The sequence below is a fragment of the Methylobacter psychrophilus genome, from assembly GCF_025583945.1.
Classification (GTDB): domain Bacteria; phylum Pseudomonadota; class Gammaproteobacteria; order Methylococcales; family Methylomonadaceae; genus Methylobacter_C; species Methylobacter_C psychrophilus.
In genome coordinates this window covers 16,049-40,055 of sequence record NZ_JAOEGU010000013.1, presented here as the reverse complement: position 1 = coordinate 40,055, position 24,007 = coordinate 16,049, and the positions used below count along the sequence as shown (strand labels likewise).

Sequence of the window (24,007 nt, the reverse complement as noted above, 5' to 3'; positions counted from 1 at the left end):
TTCACCACGAAGACACGAAGGACACGAAGTTTTCTGTTTTTCTTCGTGTCTCGGCAATTGCTCCTGCATTGCTCTATCTCCTGCATCCATGCAGTCGTCGGCAATTGCTCCTGCATTGCTCTACCTCCTGCATCCATGCAGTCGTTCGTGGTGATATTTTTAAAGTTTTTCGGGGTAACTGCTGTATTTAAAGCCTAACGCTGCTTCCCAGTCATGCAGCATTGATAAAGAGACATTATTGGCAATTTCACTGGCGGTGAGTCCCGGACTCAATTCATCGACGGGTTCTTCAGTTAAAATGTTCGCAGAAATTAACTCAATCCCGGCTTTGTGGGCGGCAATGACTTCCTGGTGCCCATCCTGAATATAAATAAAACCGTTGTAAACAAAAACATTCACAGGTTGATTGGCTTGAGGTTCATCATTGTTAGGTGCATCACCAATAAACTCTTTTATAGCGTGTGTTGGTAATAATTTTCTGGGAGCTATCCATAGTGATGAATAAAAACCTTGTCTTAACCAGTCATCAAAACAAGCCCTTATTTTTTTTGCAATGGTTTCAGGGGAGGTATGGGAGGTATCAATAATCAGGTTGTAATTAGCGTATTTTCTAAAATTGATGTTGTATAGTTGGTTAAAACGTTGGTCTTCGATTGTTTGGCGCTTCAGGTTATTTTCAAGCGTTATTTCCAGTGAAGGATTATTTTCGTCATTGCGTGAGGCATTAAATACCCGTTCGGCACCAACAACCGGATCAACCGATAAAAAGACTTTAAAGGCAGTCGGAATAAAGTGCCAGGCCAGTCTGGAATCAAGGATTAAGTGATCTTTGGTTTTGCCTGTTTCAATCACATAAGAATCGATTTCATCATCAATGCTACGGTCTGTTTGTGATATTTTATTCAGCTCCAGGGTGGTTACCCCACGTCTTTTTGCAATGGCGCGCTGGATGGTTCCAGTGCCGATGATGTCATAGTCAGTCAGCTGTTTTAGTGCCGTTGCCACAGAGGATTTTCCACTGCCAATATCACCTGACATCACAATAATCTTTTTCATACCGAGTTAACCTTTCGAGAATCGCTATCCGCGAGCGACTTTAAAAAAGCGCATATGGTAGCATTAATATGTACGTTAATGTGCAGCCAAGTAGAGTAATTAGGGCAAAAGCAGTCTGTACGCTGATGATTGGCGCTATTTATAACAAACCTGAGACGTTTAATTATCCGCTAACTTGATAAACTGGCAAGCTGGCGCACCAGGAATGGGCGGTATAATCGCCCAGACATAAGGTAAAACTTTGCCTCGTGGTGGATGGCCCCAGTTAAGCGAAAACTCACCTTTTACAGCGGCTTGACTGAATAATATGGCATAAGCCTCTGGAGTCGTAGCTGTTTTAAGCATCAAGACAAAAGCACCGCAAGCGGCTACGTCATGTGTGTTAACCCAAGGAGATTCTTCAGGGATATTGTCAATCAACAAGGTAGGTTCCGGGCGTACATGCAGCAATACATTACCACCGGTCCAATAATCTGATATTACGATTGTTAACGGCTGTTTTTGCTGCTCATGCCAAATTTGATCGACTTTATTCGCCAAGGCCTGGCTAGGGAAATTTAATCTCGCGGCACTACCAACCCAAGTTGGGTAGGTGACGGCTGCCAGAAAGAAAAAAATCAGAATTAAAGCCTGCGTTAGCCATGTCAACCAGCTGGCATATTTTAATAATTGATCTTCATCAAAGCGATGAAAAAAGTATTTTGTTATTAATATGCCCGCAGGAAGAAAAAATGCGCTAACCCAGTTGCTGTTTAATGGCCCACCAGTTAATACCGGCATCATCATGGCCAAAATCAGTGGTGTTAATAATACAGTCAGTAAAAAGCCTAGGTCATGATCATCTTCAGGCAATTTGGATGATTTGGTTGTCATGATTTTAATAACGCCTTTCTTGCTTAAGTACCAAACCCCAAATAGCATGGGTAACATGAAACTTAAGCGAATTATTTGGCTGCCAAGAAATCCTGTGAGAATGCTTAGTCTGTTTTCTGATACCGTCAACTTATCATGAAGGTAGGTAAACGGCAGCCAGTTGTTCTCGGCAAGCCAGACAACATGAGGCGAGATGACCAGGACGAACACACTGCTACTGATTAGCAAGCCACGAAGTACACGAGAGTCAGTCCATAGTCGTTGCCAGATACTATAGATAAAAAAACTGGCCAGTACCAAGACGATGCTATATTTGGTGACCATTGCCAAGCCGCAAACAAGACCCAACAATAGCCAATTTGAGATTCGGGCAGGATTTTTGAGCGCACTATAAAAGTAATACAATGCGGCCGCTGTAAACGGTAAGGAAACGGTGTTGTGGTTAAATGCAAATGCCCTGAAATTATGGTAGGCAATTAATGATGTAATCAATACGGCAGTGATTGCCATCTTTCCTGACAGCATTTGTTTGGCGAGCAGCCAAATATAAATCAGTCCTATTACACTGCAACTTTGCGCAGCCAGTGCGGTGAGCCCCATAGACGGTCCGCCGAACAAGATATTTAAGGCATGCAGTAATGCAGAGGGCAGCGGCGGGTGCTTATGGTATCCCCATTGCCAGCTTTGTGACCACACTACCTGCTCGATATTATCCAGTTCTGGAGCTAGCGGCAGTAATATGGCCAGCAGGGTCCAGGAAATTAAATAAATGGCAAAAAAAGCGAATAAGCCACGCTTATCTTTATTGCTTGTTATAGAGGAAGAATTATCCCTAATTACCCTAAGCAGATCGTCCATGATGGTTTGATTTTTCACGTTATTCAGTCAGGTTATGTAAATGCTTATTTTTTAAGTTATAATATATATCATAAAATAACCTGTTAGAAATCAGGGTTTAATGTATACGGGTAATGTTGGTTACAGGAGTTTCCTGTCGGCGATTCCTACTCGGGCTTTAATAAGGTAATGCGGTCTGGCCTTAACTTCTTCATAAATTTTGGCGATATACTCACCAATAATCCCTAAGCTAATCATAATAAAACTACCAATCAATAACAGGCAAATAATAATAGTAGCGAAGCCTGAAACGGCTTGACCTTTCATTGAAGACATTATGGTATCGCCAGCGACGAAAAATCCCAGTATCAAGGTTACAAATCCCAAAAAAGTCACAATTCTCAATGGTAAAGATGTGAAAGAGGTCAGTGCTGTAATGGATAGTTCCAATAGCGACCAGAAAGACCATTTACTTTCATCGCCCTGGCGACTGGCGACGTCGAAATAAATATAAGCTTCTGAAAAACCCAACCAACTGGTCAGTCCACGAAAAAATCGCTCCCTTTCTGGAAGTCTATGAACAATGATCTCGACGATTTCTTTATCCAATAGTTTGAAGTCGGAAGAGTTATTTACATTAATGCCACCCAGACTTGAGATCAGTTGATTGATGCAATAAGCGGAGGCTTTTTTTACCAATGAATCTTCTTGGCGACTTAGTTTAACAGCATGAACAATTTGAGCGCCTGATCGCCATTTATCGATCATTTCAGGAATAAAACCGGGTGGATGCTGAAGGTCGGCATCCAGAATGATAACGGCCTCACCCTTTGCATACTCAAGTCCCGCAAGCATTGCCGCTTCCTTGCCAAAATTACGACTTAGGGCAATACCTTTAATTCTGGGTTCAGCTTCGGAAAGTTGACATATTTTCTGATAGGTTTGATCGTTACTACCGTCATCAACAATGATGATTTCCCAGGCACTTTCACAGGCACTTAAAATGCCGGCAATTTTCTTTATAGCTTCGGTTATCCCTTGGCTTTCATTATGAGCAGGAATAACGGCGCTGATTATCGGGCTTTCTTGAGTGGTTAAATTCATGGTTCTAAAGTAATTCTACTATTGATAATGGCTCAAACGGATGCCAAATTTTTTATACAAGGCGTGGATTTCTTGGCTTTGTAATAATGCCAGTTCACCATCCCAATCATGGTAAGAGATAAGCTTTGGATCTGAAATCTCACTGGCGTTAAATCGCCCTGGATGACACATCAGTTCATAGTGTTTTCCCGGTTTAAGTTTTGAAAAAATCGTTTCCAAATAATTGAAATCAAGCTTTCCACTTTGGCTTAGGCCTAAAAATAGGGGTGTTTTTATGTTGAGTCGAGGTTTATTGATGGCTTGCATCGCTTGCAACAGGGTATTGCGAACCAGTGCTGAAATACCAAAAGGCGTAAGCCATTCGGCTTGAGTAAGGCGGACATAAGGTATTGCATATTTCCGGGCTAATTCCAACGTCAACGGAAATAAAACCGGCAACATGTGAATATGCTCATGGGAATTTAAAAATTGTAATTTTTGTCCCTGACAGGCTTCAATCTGTGCAGACCATTCGCTGCGAACATCCTGAATGCTGATTTTACCGGCCAAGATCATCCCTGTTATTAAATAAGCATTTGGAAAATAGCCATTCCAATGCGCTAGTTTGTCAGCCATGGTAGCGGTTAATGGCTGCCTGAAAGTCAGGTTGAGATGCACACCTAAATCCAGATCTTTAACAGAATTAAGCCATTCCAGTTGTATTTTTAAGTCTGGGCTATTTGCCATAATACCGGTTGCGGTCACCGCCCCCAAACTAACTGCGTCGAGTATACCTTGACTAATGCAGGGGTAATAACCATAGTCATCAGCATTGATGATTAGATGGATTGGTTCGCGGGCAATCATTTTATGGCAACACTTTGAGCGTAAAAGAGCGCAAATGTATCATAGTTGTTAAGTAATTCAAGGCGTAATTTGACAGTCTCGGGTAAATTACTGACAACATCATTTTTTGAATACCTATAAAATTCTGACTTGAATGAGTCAAATTATTTTGTAATAAAGTGATTTCAGATAATGGCAAGGCTTTTCCATGAAATAAAGTTTACAGACATCATCTCTTCAAGGGATATTATTTTTCGGAATAGAAACTGTTTATCTGAAAATGTACCGCTTGTTACTCCCTGTTTGTGTAGCCTAAAAAAATCCATGGCAGAAAATTGATTAGTGATAACCAGGCCCATAAATAACAGAATAATAGCTAACGCCAAGGCGGCTCGATACTTGACTTTATTGAGCCAGTTAGCAAGGCGTAAGCCAAATCCGGTAACGGTTTTTTGGTGCATTAACGGGGGCTTTTTAGCGCTCGTATTTTTAGAATTATCTGTTTGAAAAGTCCATAAGCTGTTGGCCAAAAAATTCCAGATGAGAACGACTCCTGTGGTTAATATTTGCGCATAAAGATAATAAAAATAAGGCGTTAAAAAAGCCATCAAGACGATATTTAAACAGAAGCCAAGTGAGGCGATTAACGTAAACTTGGGTAAGGTTTTTTTATGTGACTGACCGCTTTTAAACGTTAATGAATAGTTTAAAACATAGTTGATAATCAACCCCGCAAAAGCGCCATAACCTGATCCCCAAATCGGGTTAACCTTGTAGATTTCAACCAGGACGAACAGAATCGAGTAATGTGCCAGTGTGCCGATAGCTCCGACTAGCGCAAAGGTCATAAATTTAACGATCATGCGAGTTATCTGTCAGTGATTGTTTTTTTATAAGAAATAGCAATTATTCGCCCATAAGGGTTTCTATTCGGTACTTGCCGGCACCCTCAATAGCCAAAGTATCAGCCAGCCAGGGCAGTGTCTGTTGCATCTCGGGGGCTAATGTCCATGGCGGATTAACAACAATCATACCGCTGGCAGTCATACCGTGTTCGTGCGTATCGGTTTTTATACCCAATTCGAATAACTGTACGTTTTTTAGGCCACTGGATTTTATGGCTTTTTCCAGTTGTTGATTGCGACTGCGATCAACAACTGGATACCAGAGAGCGTAAGTACCTGTTGCAAAACGTTTATGCATTTGTATCAAGGTCTCAACGACTTGCTCGTAATCGCTTTTTATTTCATAAGAGGGATCGATAAGCACCAAGCCCCGATGTTCTTTAGGCGGTAATAAACCGACGGAATTTTTTAAACCATCGGCATGAAATACTTTAATGCGCCGATCTCGGTTGACGGCAGCGGTTAGTAACTGTATTTCTGTTGAATGCAGTTCATACAAAAACAGACAGTCTTTGTTACGCAAAAATTGTTTAATAATTAAAGGCGAGCCGGGATAACGGCTTAAGGTCTCTGTGTTATTAAATTCTTTGATAACCTTGACATAATGAGCAACACTGTCAGGCAAGTCGGTACGCTGCCACAACCGAGTAATGCCATTTTCAAATTCCTTGTTTTTTAACGCAAATTCTGAATCCAGGGCGTAATCTCCGGGACCCGCATGCGTATCGATACAAGTGAAAGGTTTTTCTTTTTTACCCAGATACTCAAGAATGTTTATTAAAATGAGATGCTTTAAAACATCAGCAAAATTGCCTGCGTGAAACGAGTGTCGATAACTGAGCATTAAAAAAAGCCTTGGGGAGTAGGTGTAATGTGCGGGTTTTAATAGGTTTTAGAATACTTTGTCGTATATTGTCATGCCGATTTCAACAGCGATTAACCAGATAATAATCCACTCCAATATGGATGAATGTCTATGCTTTTGCTCATCGGCCAACATTTCAAACAGTTCATGGATAGTTTCCAGCTTTTTCGATAACACTTGTGTGCGCGGAGCTATTTCCAGATATTTTGCAGTGATACTATAAAAGGCTTCATATTCCGGGTATTCCCAAAAAAAATCAGGCGTATCCAGTAAGTCATAATTTAAAATGATATCACTTTTGGTTAAAAATAATTGACCACGTATTTTTGCTATGTTGTGACGACTTAATTTAATACGACCATTTTCAGCTAATGACTTGGGAATGTAGTTGGTATTGATGATTGTTGTTATGGCATTGGTTTCAAAAGAGGCCAATTTAATCGATTGAGCCATACCTTGAGATAAGGCAAATATCAAAATAGGATCCGAAGACTCAATTTCAATATGGTCTTCAATAATGCGTGTGCCGGGGCAATTAAGAGCGAAAGTGAAATGATCTTCTTCTATGACGCTTAGGGGGTTTTCTGCATGATTTAGTAATAGCTGATGCAGTTTAACCTGCTGTTCTGCGCTGACATTCCAGTGCACAACGGCGCCATAATCGAAGACTACTGACCAGGAGTGATTGTCTTCAATCAGTAATGCGCCTTTAATGATCCTTATCAGCGTCGAATCTGATAGCAGTTTCGCTAATTCATTAATATCTAAACGCAATGCCAGGCAATAGACGGCACATTTTTTAATGGGATTATTTGCGGACATAAAAATAGTTAAGCAATTATTGATAATGAAGAAAAGCCTGACAGGTTAATCAACGGAAACTTTTTACTAAAGCACTGTTAATGACTTGTTGAGCCATAGAGTATTTATTTATCATTCACTTTTAATAGCCAGCCATCTTCAGCTTCACAATGACTGGATTTAGCACTCACCTTAATATTAATTCGGGCTGCGGTATTAACCAGAGAAGCAGGCATCTTGCCTTTAATCAGATAATAAGGATCTTTAAACTCAGCAGTGACTTCAACGGGAATATTCTTTACCATGACAGTAATTTGTTCGGGTCTATCGATATTGAATGCCAAAAAAGAAAATCCGGCTTCAGGGCTGACAGTTGCCAAATGTGGGGGTGAAAATTTAGCCAGGCGTGCTTTCTCACAGGAACCGGCGCTACTACTTCCTTTACCGCTACCGCCATGGCTACCATGAGTCATTTCTGCATATACAGTTCCAACGGGAAGAAAAATAATAAAAAATATAACGAGTAATCTTGATGTTTTCATTGAGTTATTCCTTTTGTTATTTAGCTGGTTAGGTCTTGTTACACTACCTGTCGGCTATTAATTTTTTTTGAAAAGTGCTAATTATATTCATAAACACCGTTTTCATTGCTATAGAAAATCGAATAGATGGCTTGGAGTCAACGTAAAAACCAATAGTAATAGCCGGAAATATTTTTATCAAGATGTAATGCATTAGCTCATACCGACAAATAATCAGTTATATAGAGTGAGCAACTAACAAGAGAAACACGATTAATGTAAAATGTGTCAATACTAAGACTGACTTTACAATAATCCTGCACCACATCGGCCATTAAGAAAAAACAGAAAATCTCTGTATCGGACGGTGAGTGTTAAAAGGCTTTATTAATTCCTTGGCCAACTGCCATTACTTTAACTCTGGAAAAGCATAAAGCCTTTTAAAAGGGCTTTATTGGACTATTAAACATGTTAAGAATTACTGAACTTAAACTCCCACTGGATCATCAGGAAGACGCAATCAAAACAGCGATACTTAATCGTTTAGGGATTAATATGGATGAACTTATCAGCTATACGGTATTTCGGCAAGGCCATGATGCCCGTAAGCGCAGTGCGATCAGTCTTGTTTATACGCTTGATGTTGAAACAAAAAATCAAGAGGCCATTTTAACACGGATGCAAGATGACCCTCATGTTTCTATAACCCCTGATACAACCTACCATTTTGTAACCCGGGCTCCCAAAAAACTAACCAGCAGACCTATTGTTATTGGTACCGGTCCTTGCGGTTTATTTGCCGGTTTGATTCTGGCACAGATGGGCTTTAATCCGATTATTCTGGAACGGGGTAAAGAAGTACGTGAACGCACCAAAGATACTTTTGGACTTTGGCGCAAAGGCATTTTTAATCCTGAATCTAATGTGCAGTTTGGCGAGGGCGGTGCCGGTACTTTTTCTGACGGCAAACTCTATACCCAGATTAAAGATCCGAATCAATATGGTCGCAAAGTGCTAACTGAATTTGTAAAAGCGGGTGCGCCCACTGAAATTTTACGTGCCAGCAAACCCCATATTGGGACGTTTAAATTGGTCACGATGGTCGAACAAATGCGTGCCACCATTGAATCATTAGGTGGAGAGATTCGCTTTCAGAGTCGTGTTGATAAAATAGAAATTGAAAATGGACAGGTACGTGGGGTAACGCTCGCCAGCGGTGAAACTCTCCTTAGTCATCATATTGTTCTGGCAGTTGGGCATAGTGCGCGTGACACCTTTAAAATGCTTTATGAACAAGGCGTCTATATTGAAGCCAAAGCTTTTTCTATTGGTTTCAGGATTGAGCATCCGCAATCACTGATCGATAGTTGCCGTTTTGGCACCAATGCCGGACATCCTTTACTGGGGGCGGCAGATTATAAACTGGTGCATCACTGTAAAAATGGTCGTTCGGTTTACAGTTTTTGTATGTGCCCTGGTGGCACGGTGGTTGCGGCCACGTCAGAAGCAGGACATGTGGTAACCAATGGTATGAGCCAATATTCCCGTAACGAGCGTAATGCCAATAGCGGTATCGTGGTTGGTATTACACCTGAGGATTATCCGGGTAACCCGTTGGCAGGCATGGAATTTCAGCGCCAGTTGGAAGCCAGGGCTTTTAAATTGGGCGGAGAAACCTATCAGGCACCGGGGCAATTAGTCGGTGATTTTATCGCCAATAAACCTTCTGTCGCTTTTGGATCGGTGCACCCATCCTATACACCCGGCGTACATTTAGGCGATTTAAGTTCGGCCTTGCCGGATTATGCCATAGCAGCCATTCGTGAAGCTTTACCGGCTTTTGATAAAAAAATAAAAGGCTTCGCCATGGCTGATGCCGTGTTGACGGGTGTTGAAACACGCACTTCATCACCGATTAGAATCAAGCGTAATGAATATTTTCAAAGCATCAATACCCAAGGGCTTTATCCCGCCGGGGAAGGTGCAGGTTATGCCGGCGGAATTCTTTCAGCGGCTGTTGATGGTATTAAAGTCGCTGAAGCTCTGGCTTTGGATATGGTGGGTAGACCGACTAAATAGGCGATAAGCAGGAATAAGACTATCAAAACGTAGCGCGTGGTGACGTTTCCGGCAAGCTCATACGGTTAATAATTCGAGGAGTTTCTGTTTGCTTCGCATTAACCGGTTAAGCTGGCATTAAGTTATAACATTGCAGAATGCAGGTGAATGGAGTTTATATCTTTGTATTTTACAGTTGTCTTCATGCGATACATTAATTTGGGATTAACTAATACCAACTAGAGTTAAGTGCCATATGAAGATGATCAGTAAGTTTTTCACCTATAAGAAAGAGGCTATATATTGATAACCTATAAAAAAGTTGTAGGGACATTATTTTCAGTTATATTTCATGCCTTGTCGATATTGTTAATAATTTCAGCAAGTTATAATTTTGCAGATTATATGATTAATCCTCAGGGAGATTTTATGTCAACAGTAATAAAATCTATCAATACATTTGTTATTTCTTTGGCCATGTTTGAACTTGGTGCCGGCATTAGTAAAGAATACAGTTCTTCCGATGAAGAGGAGAATACCTATTCCAACACAAGAAGGATAATCACCCGATTTGTCGGTACAGTTTGTATCGCGCTGGTCTTGGAAGCATTAATAATGATTATAAAATACAGCCAGTTAGAATTGGCTGGAAATTTGTATTATCCTGTTGGCATACTTTTTGGCAGCAGTTTTTTGCTTATCGCCCTTGGGGCCTTTCTTTGGCTGACAAAAGGGCATAAAGAGTAACGCTTTTTTGCTGTTTAGCAATAATGGGTATTAACCAGTATCTTTTATGTTGCCCACTGTAAATTAGTTGTGGGAAAGAACGTCTTAATGATGTTGTGCGTTTATAGACAAATATCAATAGGTTACAGTTTTTTTAAATCAGTTGCAGGCAATGATTCCCTTGAATACATGCGTAACGTCAGTAATTAAATTCAGTCTGATAATAAAGGGAGACTAACAGTATGTCGCTTGGAGAAGTACAACGTTTTTATCAAAAAATCAGGCATGATTTTGATTTTTTTCAATTGTTCACTAAAACTTTACAAGCGATTCCTAATGACTATCAGGAGCAAATTATTTATGATTTTGCCAAAGAACAGGGCTTTGATGTCTCGATGGAAGAATGTAAGTATTTGGCTGGGGTGCTTGAACATTCAGATTTAAGGAATAATTCATCTGAAGCCAAACTTTCGGTTAATAAACTCGAAAGACTTTTTATTTGGTTGTCAGGCGTTAGTCCAGGTATTTTGGCAACTTGCCCGGAATCAGAACAAAAAAAACATGCAGCACTCGGTGGAACCGTTTTAATTCCTGCTTTATTGGCGATTGTTACCGCTTCATTTTTGCTCTACACCTTAAATTTTAGTACTTATATTATCGTCCCCGTAGCCCTTGTTTGGTCATGCATGATTTTGCTGATGGATAGGGCATTACTGGCAACTTACAGGAAAGGCTTTTCATTTTTGGGAAAGCTTGGGCAATTTTCCTTAAGGTTTGCCATTGCTTTGCTTATTGCCGTAACTGTTGCTCATCCGGTTGTTTTGCTGTTATTTAGCGAACGTATAGACGCCGCTTATAACGAAGGTCGCATTAAAACTGAACGCAATAATCTGGCGCTGCAATGTGATTTAAAAAATCCTCAAAGCGAACTTCGATTATTAGACGAGAAAATGGTCACGCTTCGTAGTGACTTAAAAAATAGTAATCAACTTTTTGAGCCCGCTATTTGTAACGATAGCGGGCTTGTTTCAAGTCAGGAAGAAATATCTGCCATTGAAAAGTTGACTCAAGAGTTGGACGTTTTAAAAGCCAAGAAAATACAAGCTGACCAAGATGCAGCACTATTTATTGATAATGCCGAGAAAGAAAAAAAAGGCACTGCCGGCACCGGCTTTACCGGCGTTAGTGGCTGTAAAAAAGGTACGCAATGCAAAAAATGGTTAAGTCAGGCAAGTGACCGCAAAGATGACAGTATCAGGTTGGGCAAAGATATAGTTGCACTGGAAGGGCAGATCAGTCAGCTTAATGAAAAAAGTGCCAACCAATTAATCGAAATCAAACAAGCCTCAAAAAAGCAATGCGAGAAAGAACGTGATGAGTTAAAAACAACGCGTGTGAAACAGCGTGATTTGGATCAAAAAGGTATCGAATCACTTAGTGAGCAACAACAACTCATGAGTCGGCGCTGTGCAGAAAAAGAGGCGGTTATTACTAATTTAAAGCCGGACGTGCTGACTCAAACAGAAATACTTAACCAACTTATTTTTCCTGACCATAGTATTTCTTGGCACAATTTACTGATCTTTCTGATTTTTATGTTGTTATTTCTGGCCATTGACATGTTGGCTGTGGTTTTGAAAATGGCACGCTCTGGTGTTTATGAAGCAAAAGTCGATATGGCAGAAACACATGATTTGTTACTTGAATTTATCAATCAACGACATCAGGCTGTGGTGCAATTTTCTGAACTTGCCAGTCAGGAAAAAACCATTATTGATAATTTAAACGTTAACATGCTCGAACAAAATTTGGATGAAAATCTTAAAAATCTGATTCGATTATTTGCCAAAGCAGATAGTCAAAAGCTTGACCATTTTTTTAAGGATTAACTTTGTATTTTTAGCCGTTTAATCGAGAAAAAAAAGAGGCGGCTACGCTTAAAAAATGAGAGGTTACACGAGAGGGTCATTATAAATACACTCTATAAACGGCTACTTGTTTTGAGTTACTCGATAGCAATACTTTGGCGAGTATTGCTTTGATTAAAAAAGGTTTGTGAATAATTAAATGACTTATTTTTCTGGTTAGAGTAGGTATTTATACGTATTGTTTATTTGATTTTTAAGTTTTATGATTTTCCCTAATGATTAAAAATTGGGGCGTTTTATATCTTCCCACCAATACTGGTTGATCGTCAGTGTCCCATTACAAGCGTTGATATTGCTATTATCTTAACCGCTGTGCGAAATCGTTTTATTTCGACAATGTTTAAAAAGTCCCTAAATAACTGACCAAGAAGGCCGCACATTTTTTGCCGGTTTGGGCTAAAAAAGGTTAGAGATGGTCATTAATCAAATTATCGACCACTAATGATTAATGCCAAATCTATCACAGTCTCCCAGGCACAGAAATTTATGTATCCTCATTCAGGCAAGCCGGACTGCTTGGTGTGGCCGCGTTACAGTAACATAAGATAGTTCGGTTTTTTGTCTGAATCAATTACAAATACCATTCCTACTTGAGATTACGCCATGAAATATATAAATAATAAATTTCCTCTTCTAATCACTCTTACAATTCTGACTGCATATTCCAACTGTATTTTTTCAAGTAGTACCGGGTCTATAGTAGATCCTGATCTAAAGGTGATGCCAATACCTATTGCCATGACCGGTTATGATGATGGAAGGATTTATGATCAAGGCAAGAATCTAACTTCGTTGAAAGACGATTACACTTTTAGCACCATTATATTTAGTGGGCGCTCGAAAATAGGTCATCGATTATTAAGAGATTTGAAAGCGAACACTGCCTCGACCGACAGACGAGATAATAGCGACATGGTGATTCTCAATAGAAGTATTAATGAAGACGATAATAGTTTGTTGTCTGTTCAAGGCCGAATTAATAAAGACCCGGTTAGTACTGATAAATCCATAAAATATTTTATTACTGATATGGGGACATTGGGAGGAACAGAAAGCTTTGCTTACGGTATTAGTGATTCTGGAGAAGTCATTGGGGCATCCAGACTGATAGGGGATACCGAAACTCATTCCTTTCTCAACAGCAAAGGTAAAATAAAGGATCTTTATCCCCTAAATAGCGAAAGCATACAGACGGTCGGACCGTCAAGTATTAATGGTGGTGAAATTGCCAGCGGAGTAATTAATAACGGTATTTACTACCCAGCCATATATAGTATTAAAACCAGTAAAATTACTATTCTTGATTCTCTTGGTGGCATTACCCCATACAATTTCAATGGCGTTGCTACTTCTATTAATAAAAGCGGGCAAGCTGTCGGGTATTCTTATATCGATTATATTAATCGACATGCCTTTCTATATAGCAATGGTGCGGTAACCGACATTGGTTCTTTTGGAGGTTATAGTGGCGCGACTGCTATTAACAATAAGGGTAGGATTGTTGGATTTGCTTCTGGTCCAGATAATGGCAGAGCCCATGCCTTTTTTTATCTTAATGGTGTTATGAAAGACATTGACCCGGTAGCCCCTTTAGACTTTAGCAAATCTGAAAGTTATGCGAGAGACATTAATAACAATGGGGATATCGTCGGTGAGTTTCTTACCAAGGATCAAAGTGCTTTCCATGGCTTCCTTTACAGTAATGGCGTTTTTACTGATCTTGGTTCCAAGAATAGTCCGGAAACAGTGCCTTTTGGTATTAATGATCTGAGACAAATTGTTGGAGTTAAATATAGTCCCTATAATGATGTTTGTTATGATCCTAATTTGGGTTTTGTTCCTTGCATTAAATTTGAAGCGCATGCTTTTTTTTATGACAAAAAAAAGCTAGTTGATCTGAATACGTTGATTAGACCAAATTCTGACTGGAAGCTAAGTTGGGCATTTGACATCAATAATAATGGGCAAATTGTCGGATATGGATTGGTTAACGATAAGTTCCGTGCTTTCCTTTTGACACCTGCTACCAATGAGAGGCAATGCAAGGGTGATGGTTGGAAAATTTATGGCTTTGATGACCAGAATGCCTGCATTATGTTCGTTAAAACCGGCAAGTGAGCTTGCTCTCGTAACTTTAACTTCCTGCTTGGACAGCCATACGCTGATCAACTCAGCCAACTACAACTGAAATCAACAGAAGGCTAAATTGAATTATCCGCTTTTACCGATAGCAGTTTACTCATGGAAAGTCGCCATAATTAATGCACGCGATGTCTAAAATTAATAGATGCTTTCAATAGTGGTCACAGGTTTCTATAAATCTGGGTAACCAAAAGTCGATATTGGAATTTTATAAAATTTGTAACACAACCATGCAAACAATGGTTAAAATTAAAGATCTTATCCTGTTAGCGAATAAAGACTAAAAAATGAGTATCAAATCTACTTTACTAAAAATAATAATAAAACTGACACCAGACCTATTGATCATTTGGGGGGCAAATATAATTCTTAAAGGCATTGCAGAATTAACAGCGTTTAATTTTGACCTCGAAGCACGAAAAGTCTACGTTCAAACAAGGCTCTATGGTGAAAAAGAGACGATTGAAATTTATCTCGAAGACTTTGCTGTTTTAAACGATGGTGAATCCTACCGATTTATCATTCATCAAGCAACATCGGATAGACCTTGGTTGAATAATATATTGTCCCGTATCACAGGGAAAGCCTGGAAAATTCCTGCCATACCTCATTTAAATGCTCAACTTGAGCTTTTAACGGAGTTGCTTCAAGCCAAAGTTCCAGCTCTGGAAAAAATTGATTAATTGCGCGCTATGGTCGTTCCCATGCTCTGTGTGGGAACGCAGCATTTAACCTGAAAATTTCCACTATACGTGGTTATCAGAATGTAATTACCAGTTAATATACTGTTATTCTTGGCTTGTAAATAACGCTTGACTAATTGTTTTTTATCAATGTAAAAGTTAACTTTCTGAGTGCATATAGACTTTCAGAAATTAAACTTCCATAACATGATGATTTGGTTTGCACGGATAACATCCCTTAAAGGGATGGTATCCGATAGCATAGAAATTATTTATCTGAAAATCTATATATGCAATTTAGGCCAGTTTACGTTGGATTTTTAGGATTGTTATCAGAATGCAAAATGACAAGTATAAGGTGGCATATTGTCACATAATCCCCAAAAGTGCTCAAAGTTACTATCAGTTACAGTAGGCTTCCATATTTCTGAAAATGCCTCGAAAGCAATGCCTATAACCCTTTTTTCTGCAAATTTTTTGAATGTGGTTTCTATAACGTGTTGTTGTTTTTCTCTATTGGCAACACCGCAGGATTTATTGGTTTTTAAGCCAATTTGAGACTGATCTTTTGGGCCCGATGGCCAGCCAAATTCGGTCACAATGACTTCTTTGGTTGGATTGGCGTTAGTTACATCTTGCCAACGCGCCAAATGAAAATCCGCTGCTTGTTCTGATGAAAGGCAGAATAAATCATCGAAATACCGATTTTCCCACCAAGGAAAAATATTAATGCCAATCCAATCGACTTGATCGCTAAAATGATTTTTTTGACAAGGCGAGGTTTGATTGCACCATTCCCACCAGGTATCATTTACGCCAATAGGCTGCGGCACTTTGGCCTCGCGAAGAGCCTTTAAGCAACGATCAGTTTCATCGTCAAGCGCATAGGCGTTTCGCGTTCTGACCTCCGAACCACAACTTAAGCGAATAATTGTTTCGGGGTATTGTCGCGCTAACGCGATACCCTGAGAAATCGATTCTGAATTTTTCGTTTTATTTTCATCGAGCCATAAAATGGCAATAACTTTAAAATCACGTTGCTTCGCAGCGGGGAAAATTGCCTCCAGCCCATCCAATACACCATAAGTCATAATGCAACGAAACGGCGTTTGATTAATGAGCGTATCCAGCAATGTGCCAATTAACTCTGAGCTTGGGGCATCACCTTGGTGAGGTGAGAGCTGATTGACATACGGGCTAAATGCCACGCATTGTAAAGGTGGGGCGGTGTTTTCAGCGTGACTGCTTTGCATGGCAAATAACGAGAAACTTAATAATACCCACAGAATACATTTCATAAATAGTAAAAACCAAAAGCGTTGAATAGTGTGTTTGTCATGTATGGATTTTCAGAAATTAAATTTCCGCAACACGTTGCGGTAAGCTTGTATAGATAACAATCCTTATTCCCTTCAAGCGATGGTATCTGTTAGCAACGAAATTATTTATCTGAGAATCTATATAAATCTGACAGCGAAGGAAGCCTTCGGGTCAATCATCTAAGCAATAACAGCGGCTTTATAGTGTTTAGCATAGTCGTTATTTTAATTTTTTTTGCTCGACGTTGGACGTAGATCTGATTTGGTTTTGACGTTTTTTCATTGGGAGTATGATTTTAATAGTGAAATTAATGGAAAATCACTTATTTTTATTAAAACAGGTATTCCAAAATTTCCGGGGTTAGGGCTTAGAACTTAGAACCCCTATATCCTTGTCTAATGCGATCCAATAGGCCGCATTTTTTTCCTAATGGAAATGAGTCTGCAACGCCCCATCCCTACTTGCGTTGTTTCAACCTTTATCCAGATCGCCCTTAAGCAGCTTGGTGTCAAAGCCAAACAATGCTCCCAGCCAGATGAATATCGCCCAAGCCAGTATACCAAAAGGCATATAGCCCATGTATCCAAGCAACGGCATTTCTGCGAAAATATGGATAACATTCACGTAAGGAATATCGTACATCCAATAATTAGGATTGGTTACCGGTTGTGCCGGATGAGCGCTACCCCAATTCCATAATTCCCAGAAAAAACCGTTAAACATGGCGCCAAGCGACATCAGCAAGGCAGGCCCCCAGTTGCCTTCTGCCATCGTAGTAAACGGGTTCCATATACCTTTCCGGATCAGTTGTCCGGAGAAGATCGCCAACGGCCCGATCCACATTACCCAAAACAAGGGGTAGGGAAAGAACACCACGACAAAGATAAGAAAGAAGCCGCCCCATAACAGCAACCCGCCAGGCAATGTTACTTTTGGGCCGTTACTATAACGGCTAGCCAAACAGGGAAAGGTATTTAGCAAGGTATACCACTCGAAGATGGCAGGCCAGACTGTGGTATAGGCGGTCAAGTACAGCAGTACGACAGTGGAATGACTGAGTTCCGGCATCGTACTGTTGGGGTAGTACCAATTGCCCAACGCGAAATAATCGAAATACTCGAAATAGAACCAACCGATCAAAGAAACCACGGCACTGATAATCAGGGTTTTGGGACGCGCGGCCAGTAGCGAATAACCGCCACTACGGCGATATACCAGCCCGTCCAGCACCAAAATAAAGCCCCACCACAAAGGCGTAAAGGCGTAATAGACTAAGTCGCCAAACGGTGTGATCCGTTTCCACATCAGCCACCAAAAAAATAGCGTTAGCGCCGCGCCTATCCAAAACCACACCGGGAACGAAACTGCGGTAGGCTTGGGCGGTGGGGTCGGGATATTAAAGCCGAACCATTCAGGAAACAGCAGAAAGAAGATGATGGCAACTTCGATTAGCGCCAGCGCAACGAAGATTACCAAATTGAAACCGGGAGGGTTGTCCACGAATAGCGGTGGAAAAATCCCGAAACCGGGCGGCAAATGCGTTTCAGGATAAGCAAACCACGCCGCCACAAGCGGTAATACGATCGATAAAACGATCGGCCAAACCAAACCACAAACACGATGCATTACTCTTCTCCTGCTAGTTATACTTCGCGCGGTCATGTTTACGGAATTTATGATCGAGTTATTTTATTCGAGAGCAAGGTGCAAAAACAGGCGCATAGCTAGCTATGTAACTATTTTTGCAACGCAGCTATCGGATAAAATGGCCGATCAGAAAACCGAAAATGTGACCGTGCGGAGTATATGTTAGATCTAATTTTCATGATCTCCAGAACGGCTCAGCTTGCGCAAACGCTTATTTGCATACATTCGGCAATCAGCCATATGCTTAATATCTTCTTTGCCCTGAATTTCGTGGATATGCGCCGAACCGGAACTGGCGCCGGCAAACTCAAACCCACTGGCACGTAAGTCTTCAACAGTCTGCGTCAGCATCCTTTCGACCCACGGCACATCCCCTTGCTCGCAGGTAATGGCAAACTCGTCGCCGCCCAGACGGTGTGCCTGGGCAGCGTCTCCCAAGCGCTGACTTAAGTGTATAGCGAAAGTGCACAGCAATCCATCGCCACGCTCATGCCCGAACTGGTCGTTGTAATACTTGAGACCGTCCATATCGATAAAGGTCAGACTGCCATGCTGTGGCAAGTTTTCCAGCGCTAGATCCAGTGCTAAACGGTTGGGCAGACCGGTCAGGGCATCTGTGCGGGAAATGCGATTACTCAGCTCCATTTGTTCTATCGCATACTCCTTCTCACGAAAAAGCTGGGCAAACTGATACGATTGTAGCAGCGCCAGTAGCAGGATCTCTACCGACACCGAAAAAAGGCCCAGATGTTCGACATATAGGGTAAAGAAACTGAGGCTGTTAACCGAGATCGTGGTTATTCCCAACACAAAAAACGTTCCAACGGCACATAGATAAAGACGCGCAGTAACGCTACCTTTAAGCGAGCGCACTATACCGGCAATCAAACCGTAAATCAGGAACACTCCGACACCATAACGAGCAAGCTCCAGCGACCAGTTCGGCCTGGCCATCGCCAGTACAACCAGTCCGACCAGCAGTGCCAATAAAACTACTCCGACAGTGTAAAGGCGCGGATAATCGTTATGCCGAATTTTCAATAAGGACATCACGAACAGGATATAAGCGCAATTGGAAAACAAGATGGGATAGCTGATCAGATAAATCCAGTGCAGGTCGAACAGTTCCGGGAACACTTGCAGTGCCGTGCCATTGAACAACAAATTACCCAAGATGAAGGTCGAGTACGATGCTTCTGCCAAGCGTTGGCGCACCATCGCCAGCGCCGCGTAATAAACAATCAAGCCCATAAACATCCCCATACACATCAGTGTTAGGGCATTACCCGGCTTGATTGCCTGTCGGTAAGTATCCAACATATCCAGATAAGGTTGCGGCTCAGCCAGAAAGAAAGGGGAATTCAGTTCGGTCAGTAGGCGATAATGACCAGCGGGAAGGTCGAACTCACGACCATGCCGCAAGAAAAACGAATTAACCTCGCTACTCTGGATGCCACCTTGCAAATCGGCAACCGGATGTTGGTGCGCATCAAGAATGATATGGCGAAAATATCCAATGGTACTGGTATTCTTAAAATCCAGTACATGGCGGCCGGCAGTATTGATGTCGAAATCCACCTGCTGCCAAAAATGGCCTCCGGTCAACTCCACCTTAGCTACCGGCTTGAGCCCTGCAACAGCAAGATCGGTCTGCCCCTTATAAACCCAGTCCTCCGAAACTTGATACCAGAGTCCTGCAAGCTCACGCACATCGGCCATACAAGTAGATGGCCACACTATGAAGCATGAGATTGCACAAGTAATCATCCAGAGCGCCAATTTCGGAAACCTATGTTTACGGGATAAATTTGTTCTCCGTGAAAAAACCAGCACCAGCCGTAATTTGGCAGCTAACACTGAATAACCCGCCGCCATTGCTGTAGGAAATCCTGAAGCCGAGGGGGAGCTGTTCTTACAATCCAACATTATTTGTTTTTCGCATCGCTTCACGGGGTAGAAACTTATACCAAGTACTTTAACTTATCAACAGCATTCTGCCTAACCGATTTCTTGGGAGACTGTCCGAGAATGGAAAACTTACTGCGGAAAAGTTATTTTGGCCATATTTTTCGTTTAATAGAACAACTATTTACCTCAAATAATCAAAAAATCTGACTCAAAATTGCTTTCCCTCGCTACGGTTCCTATTCTCGGACAGCACACCTAGTGCTTGGAATTGCAAAAAATGACTTTTTGAAGTGGTAAATTTACTGCTAAATAAGGTTTTTTTAAATAGTTGACATGGTTAAGTTATTGATAAGGCTGTGAAATTCTGCAAATTTTATCAAAATAGTACTTGGCCTTTATTATTTATATATTTAATTTTAACTTATATATTGACTACGTTTGCGGTAGTAATATTAGATTCGTACATAAAAATAATGAATGTTTTTAGAGTCATAAAGAAAATATGCTATTGATATTGCTGTTGATATTAATGATTCTATAGACCTGCCATGAACGGATCTGTTTCTATTTTTACTATTAAATTCGATTTTTTATTTCTATATTTGCAGTTTATTGTACAATTGCATCGTAAATTTTTATGCAAAATTTTATTTAGCCAATAAAAGAATATTCAATACCATACAGAGCTTTACTAAATGGACATAATGCTTAGATACTCCAAACCTATAATCGTTAGCCAACTAGCAGTTGGTTCACTCGTTCGTAATATCTCAACACCCACACAATTGCTTTTGTTGTGTGCATTTGCCAGCCCTGTACTGGCATTGCCAGTCGTACCCGATGCCGGTTCTATCTATCAGCAGCAGCAGCAACAACCTAAAGAGCTTCCCCAACAACTTCCATCCGCAGAGCAAGATATCGTTACTCCAATCCCTAAAGCCCAACCCGGTGCCACTTTTATCGTCAAGCGGTTTCGTTTTAGTGGCGAAGTCAGCTTGGTGACAGAAGCGGAATTACAGGGTTGGGTAGCTAACGCCATCGGCAAAGCTCAGGATTTTAACAGTCTGCAAGCGCTAGTTGATCTGGTTACCTTTAATCTAAAAAAACAAGGTTGGATGCTGGCTCGCGCCTACCTACCCAAACAAGACATCACTGCCGGTATTATCGAAATCGCCATTATTACCAGCCACATCGACAGTCAGGGCGAAGCCTACAGTATCGAAACCAAAGATGGCAAGAGTGTACGCATCGACAAAGATTACCTGAAAGCCATCGCCGAACAGGCGGCCGTACCTGGTGAGGTGCTGCGGGAAGAGGATCTAAATCGCGCCATTTTGCTAATGAACGATATTAACGGTATCTCCGCCCATGCCCGGATGGAGCCAGGCCAGGCTCCTGGTAGTACCAAAGTGGTAGTAGATGTCGATGAAGCCCGATTGATTAATGGTGCCGGCTGGCTGGACAACTACGGCAACCGTTATACTGGCGAGATGCAGTCCAATATCTTGGTTAACCTTAACGACCTCAGCGGATACGGCGATAAACTCAGCCTGAAAGGCACTTACGCCAGTGGTATTTATCTCGGTAATCTTAGTTACATGACACCACTAAATAGTGACGGCCTTAATCTTGCCATAGGCTACACCGTCCTCGATTACAACATCATCCTGGATCCGGGTGAAGCCATCGGTCTTAATGGTGACTCGCAAGTGGCCAACGCGACCGTTAGTTACCCTTTCCTACGCAGTCGCACAGTCAATATCTATAGCAGTCTGGGTTATACCAATAAACGTTTGCGTGATAATTCTGACTTTGGGGTACTACGTAATAAATTCAACCAAATGGCTACTCTTGGTGTCAACGGAGATGTACTTGATCAATGGGCTGGTGGTGGTTTGTCCAACTGGGCCTTGGGCGTTACCGCAGGCGACATTGACCTCTCTGATGTCAAACAGGATGAAGCTATCGATGCCGCGACTTACCGCACCCAAGGTGCTTTTGGAAAATTCAACTACAACCTTAGCCGGATACAAAAAATACGGGAAAACGTCACCTTTTACAGTGCCTTTAGTGGTCAACAAGCAGCTAATAATCTGGATAGCGCCGAAAAAATTTATCTTGGTGGTCCCAGTGGCGTGCGAGCTTATTCCGTGTCTGAAGCCGGCGCTGACAGTGCGCAGTTGCTGAATCTGGAATTACGCTACGATGTGCCCTACATCAGTGTTCTCGGTGCCATACAGACGCAAGCCTTTTATGATCTTGGTAATGTTCAATCCTATTATGATACCAACGGCGTTCCGGTCACCAATGCCAGCGGTGACAACAGCTACATGATATCTGGTGCAGGCTTGGGTATTAGTCTGATCAAGCCCGGCTATTTCGCTATGCGCAGCTCATGGGCTCACAGTATTGGTGATAACCCCGGTCGTAGCCGCATTGGCGGCGTCAACGCCGATGGTCTTACCAGCGAAAGCCGTTTTTGGCTGCAAGGGATAGTATGGCTTTAAAATAGCGCCTGGCAGTCGATCTATGCGCTGACGTATTACTATTTCACTGTCCATAGCTTAAGAGACTGTCCGAGAATAAAAAATCGACTGCAGAAAAGCTATTTTGGTCATATTTTTCTCTCATTTTCGTTTAATAGAACAACTATTTGCCTCAAATGATCAAAAAATCTGACTTTGCTTTCTCTCGCTACGGATCCTATTCTCGGACAGCGCTCCGAGCACTAGCGGATCTAAAAATTTCTTTACACCCAATAATAGAGAACAGCCTTATGCCACACCATCATATGGTTTTAAAAACGCGCCTGGCAACTGGCCTATGCGCTGCCGCACTACTATTTTGCGGTCCGGTTCAGAGTGCTACCGGCTCTAAACCCACAACCGTTAATAATCCCTTTACACCTTCAATAGAGAATAGCCTTATGCATGCTTTACCACTGTTTTATCATGACATCGTTCAATTCGATATCGCTCAACATGGTTCGCTCAATTTTCCTGAACAACCGGACAACTATGAATTTACCGATAAAGCGAATGTTATTCCCTTAGCGGTACAGGAGCTCGCTCTGTCTATTGGCCATTATCCATTGGTATTTATACCGGGTCAGGGTAAGGAATCGCCTACGCTGGTTGCCGTGGTAGGCATAGGCGATAACCTCAACCGGTTTTTGACCGCTAATAAACAATGGCGGCCTAATACCTACATCCCTGCTTACGTCCGGCAATACCCCTTTATTGCCATTCGTAACGATGCCAATCAGGACATCCTGCTCGGTATCGATAACAATCCGGACTGGCTAAAACGCAGTGGAGGCCAATCTTTTATCGACGCTAATGGAAAACACACGCCGCGTCTGGAGCATACACTGGCTTTCGCCAGGGAATACCTGGCCTTCAACGAACGCACCCGTGCCATGGCGCAAGCATTGCAAGCCGCAGGGGTACTGGAAGAAGGCCATCTTAACTTTAATCCGCCTGACGGCGGTGAGGTTCGCGAGGTTAATGGTTTTTTAATCGTCAACGAAGCCAAGCTTAAAGCTTTGCCGGATGCCGAGCTGCTGAAACTACATCATGCTGATGCCTTAGGCTTGGCTTATGCGCAACTGCTCTCCATGGGTAATTTACAAAATGTCCTTGCCAGGCCTGATAACCTTAATCTACCTGCTGAGGTCACGCAAAAATCGACGCAGCCCAATGCCGGTTCCAAGCAAAAATACAAATCAGGCAAGAAGACCAGCTTTTAAAGGCGGGCTGTAAACCTCGCACCTCAAACCGCATACCGCATACAGTAATTTAAGGACAAC

At 41.7% G+C, this 24,007-nt stretch carries 18 protein-coding genes; 7 read left to right on the top strand and 11 right to left on the bottom strand.

The window, feature by feature from the left end:
• Positions 1-159: 159 nt before the first annotated feature.
• From N7974_RS08470 to N7974_RS08435, 8 genes are all read right to left on the bottom strand, one after another.
• A complete protein-coding gene (locus N7974_RS08470) occupies positions 160-1,056 on the bottom strand; it encodes a cytidylate kinase family protein (RefSeq protein ID WP_262965190.1) in 897 nt (298 codons plus the stop codon).
• A gap of 159 nt (positions 1,057-1,215) precedes the next feature.
• Positions 1,216-2,805: a glycosyltransferase family 39 protein gene (locus N7974_RS08465; RefSeq protein ID WP_262965189.1), complete on the bottom strand. Its 1,590-nt coding sequence runs from the start codon at positions 2,803-2,805 to the stop codon at positions 1,216-1,218.
• Positions 2,806-2,907: 102 nt separating this feature from the next.
• Positions 2,908-3,870: a glycosyltransferase family 2 protein gene (locus N7974_RS08460; protein WP_262965188.1), complete on the bottom strand. Its 963-nt coding sequence runs from the start codon at positions 3,868-3,870 to the stop codon at positions 2,908-2,910.
• An 18-nt stretch (positions 3,871-3,888) separates the two neighbouring features.
• On the bottom strand, positions 3,889-4,716 hold the full coding sequence (locus N7974_RS08455; RefSeq protein ID WP_262965187.1) for a carbohydrate deacetylase: 828 nt from the start codon (positions 4,714-4,716) through the stop codon (positions 3,889-3,891).
• A 164-nt stretch (positions 4,717-4,880) separates the two neighbouring features.
• A complete protein-coding gene (locus N7974_RS08450) occupies positions 4,881-5,558 on the bottom strand; it encodes a GtrA family protein (protein WP_262965186.1) in 678 nt (225 codons plus the stop codon).
• Between the two features lie 43 nt (positions 5,559-5,601).
• The gene (locus tag N7974_RS08445) at positions 5,602-6,444 is read right to left on the bottom strand and encodes a 23S rRNA (adenine(2030)-N(6))-methyltransferase RlmJ (protein ID WP_262965185.1); all 843 of its coding nucleotides are present in this window, start codon (positions 6,442-6,444) and stop codon (positions 5,602-5,604) included.
• A 48-nt stretch (positions 6,445-6,492) separates the two neighbouring features.
• The gene (locus tag N7974_RS08440) at positions 6,493-7,287 is read right to left on the bottom strand and encodes an RMD1 family protein (RefSeq protein ID WP_262965184.1); all 795 of its coding nucleotides are present in this window, start codon (positions 7,285-7,287) and stop codon (positions 6,493-6,495) included.
• Between the two features lie 104 nt (positions 7,288-7,391).
• Entirely contained in the window at positions 7,392-7,808 is a 417-nt protein-coding gene (locus N7974_RS08435) for a hypothetical protein (protein ID WP_262965183.1), read from the bottom strand.
• Between the two features lie 447 nt (positions 7,809-8,255).
• Between N7974_RS08435 and N7974_RS08430 the strand changes: the two genes are divergently transcribed.
• From N7974_RS08430 to N7974_RS08410, 5 genes are all read left to right on the top strand, one after another.
• Complete coding sequence (locus tag N7974_RS08430) at positions 8,256-9,866, top strand: NAD(P)/FAD-dependent oxidoreductase (RefSeq protein ID WP_262965182.1); 1,611 nt, start codon at positions 8,256-8,258, stop codon at positions 9,864-9,866.
• A 282-nt stretch (positions 9,867-10,148) separates the two neighbouring features.
• Positions 10,149-10,592 carry a hypothetical protein gene (locus N7974_RS08425; protein WP_262965181.1) on the top strand — a complete coding sequence of 148 codons (444 nt, stop codon included), beginning with the start codon at positions 10,149-10,151 and terminating at the stop codon, positions 10,590-10,592.
• Positions 10,593-10,813: 221 nt separating this feature from the next.
• Complete coding sequence (locus tag N7974_RS08420) at positions 10,814-12,460, top strand: DUF4407 domain-containing protein (protein WP_262965180.1); 1,647 nt, start codon at positions 10,814-10,816, stop codon at positions 12,458-12,460.
• A gap of 642 nt (positions 12,461-13,102) precedes the next feature.
• On the top strand, positions 13,103-14,617 hold the full coding sequence (locus tag N7974_RS08415; protein WP_262965179.1) for a DUF3466 family protein: 1,515 nt from the start codon (positions 13,103-13,105) through the stop codon (positions 14,615-14,617).
• A gap of 311 nt (positions 14,618-14,928) precedes the next feature.
• Entirely contained in the window at positions 14,929-15,324 is a 396-nt protein-coding gene (locus tag N7974_RS08410; RefSeq protein ID WP_262965178.1) for a hypothetical protein, read from the top strand.
• A 332-nt stretch (positions 15,325-15,656) separates the two neighbouring features.
• On the opposite strand, the gene N7974_RS08405 is transcribed toward N7974_RS08410, so the two are convergent.
• The 3 genes from N7974_RS08405 to N7974_RS08395 form a co-directional block, all read right to left on the bottom strand.
• On the bottom strand, positions 15,657-16,622 hold the full coding sequence (locus N7974_RS08405; protein WP_262965177.1) for a glycoside hydrolase family 17 protein: 966 nt from the start codon (positions 16,620-16,622) through the stop codon (positions 15,657-15,659).
• A 493-nt stretch (positions 16,623-17,115) separates the two neighbouring features.
• Positions 17,116-18,270 (bottom strand): mechanosensitive ion channel protein MscS, encoded by a 1,155-nt coding sequence (locus N7974_RS08400; RefSeq protein WP_262965176.1) that lies wholly within the window; start codon positions 18,268-18,270, stop codon positions 17,116-17,118.
• Between the two features lie 189 nt (positions 18,271-18,459).
• Positions 18,460-20,028 carry a sensor domain-containing diguanylate cyclase gene (locus N7974_RS08395; RefSeq protein ID WP_262965175.1) on the bottom strand — a complete coding sequence of 523 codons (1,569 nt, stop codon included), beginning with the start codon at positions 20,026-20,028 and terminating at the stop codon, positions 18,460-18,462.
• 866 nt (positions 20,029-20,894) lie between these two features.
• Between N7974_RS08395 and N7974_RS08390 the strand changes: the two genes are divergently transcribed.
• Positions 20,895-22,706 carry a ShlB/FhaC/HecB family hemolysin secretion/activation protein gene (locus N7974_RS08390; RefSeq protein WP_262965174.1) on the top strand — a complete coding sequence of 604 codons (1,812 nt, stop codon included), beginning with the start codon at positions 20,895-20,897 and terminating at the stop codon, positions 22,704-22,706.
• A gap of 269 nt (positions 22,707-22,975) precedes the next feature.
• Positions 22,976-23,947: a SapC family protein gene (locus N7974_RS08385; RefSeq protein WP_262965173.1), complete on the top strand. Its 972-nt coding sequence runs from the start codon at positions 22,976-22,978 to the stop codon at positions 23,945-23,947.
• Positions 23,948-24,007: the final 60 nt, after the last annotated feature.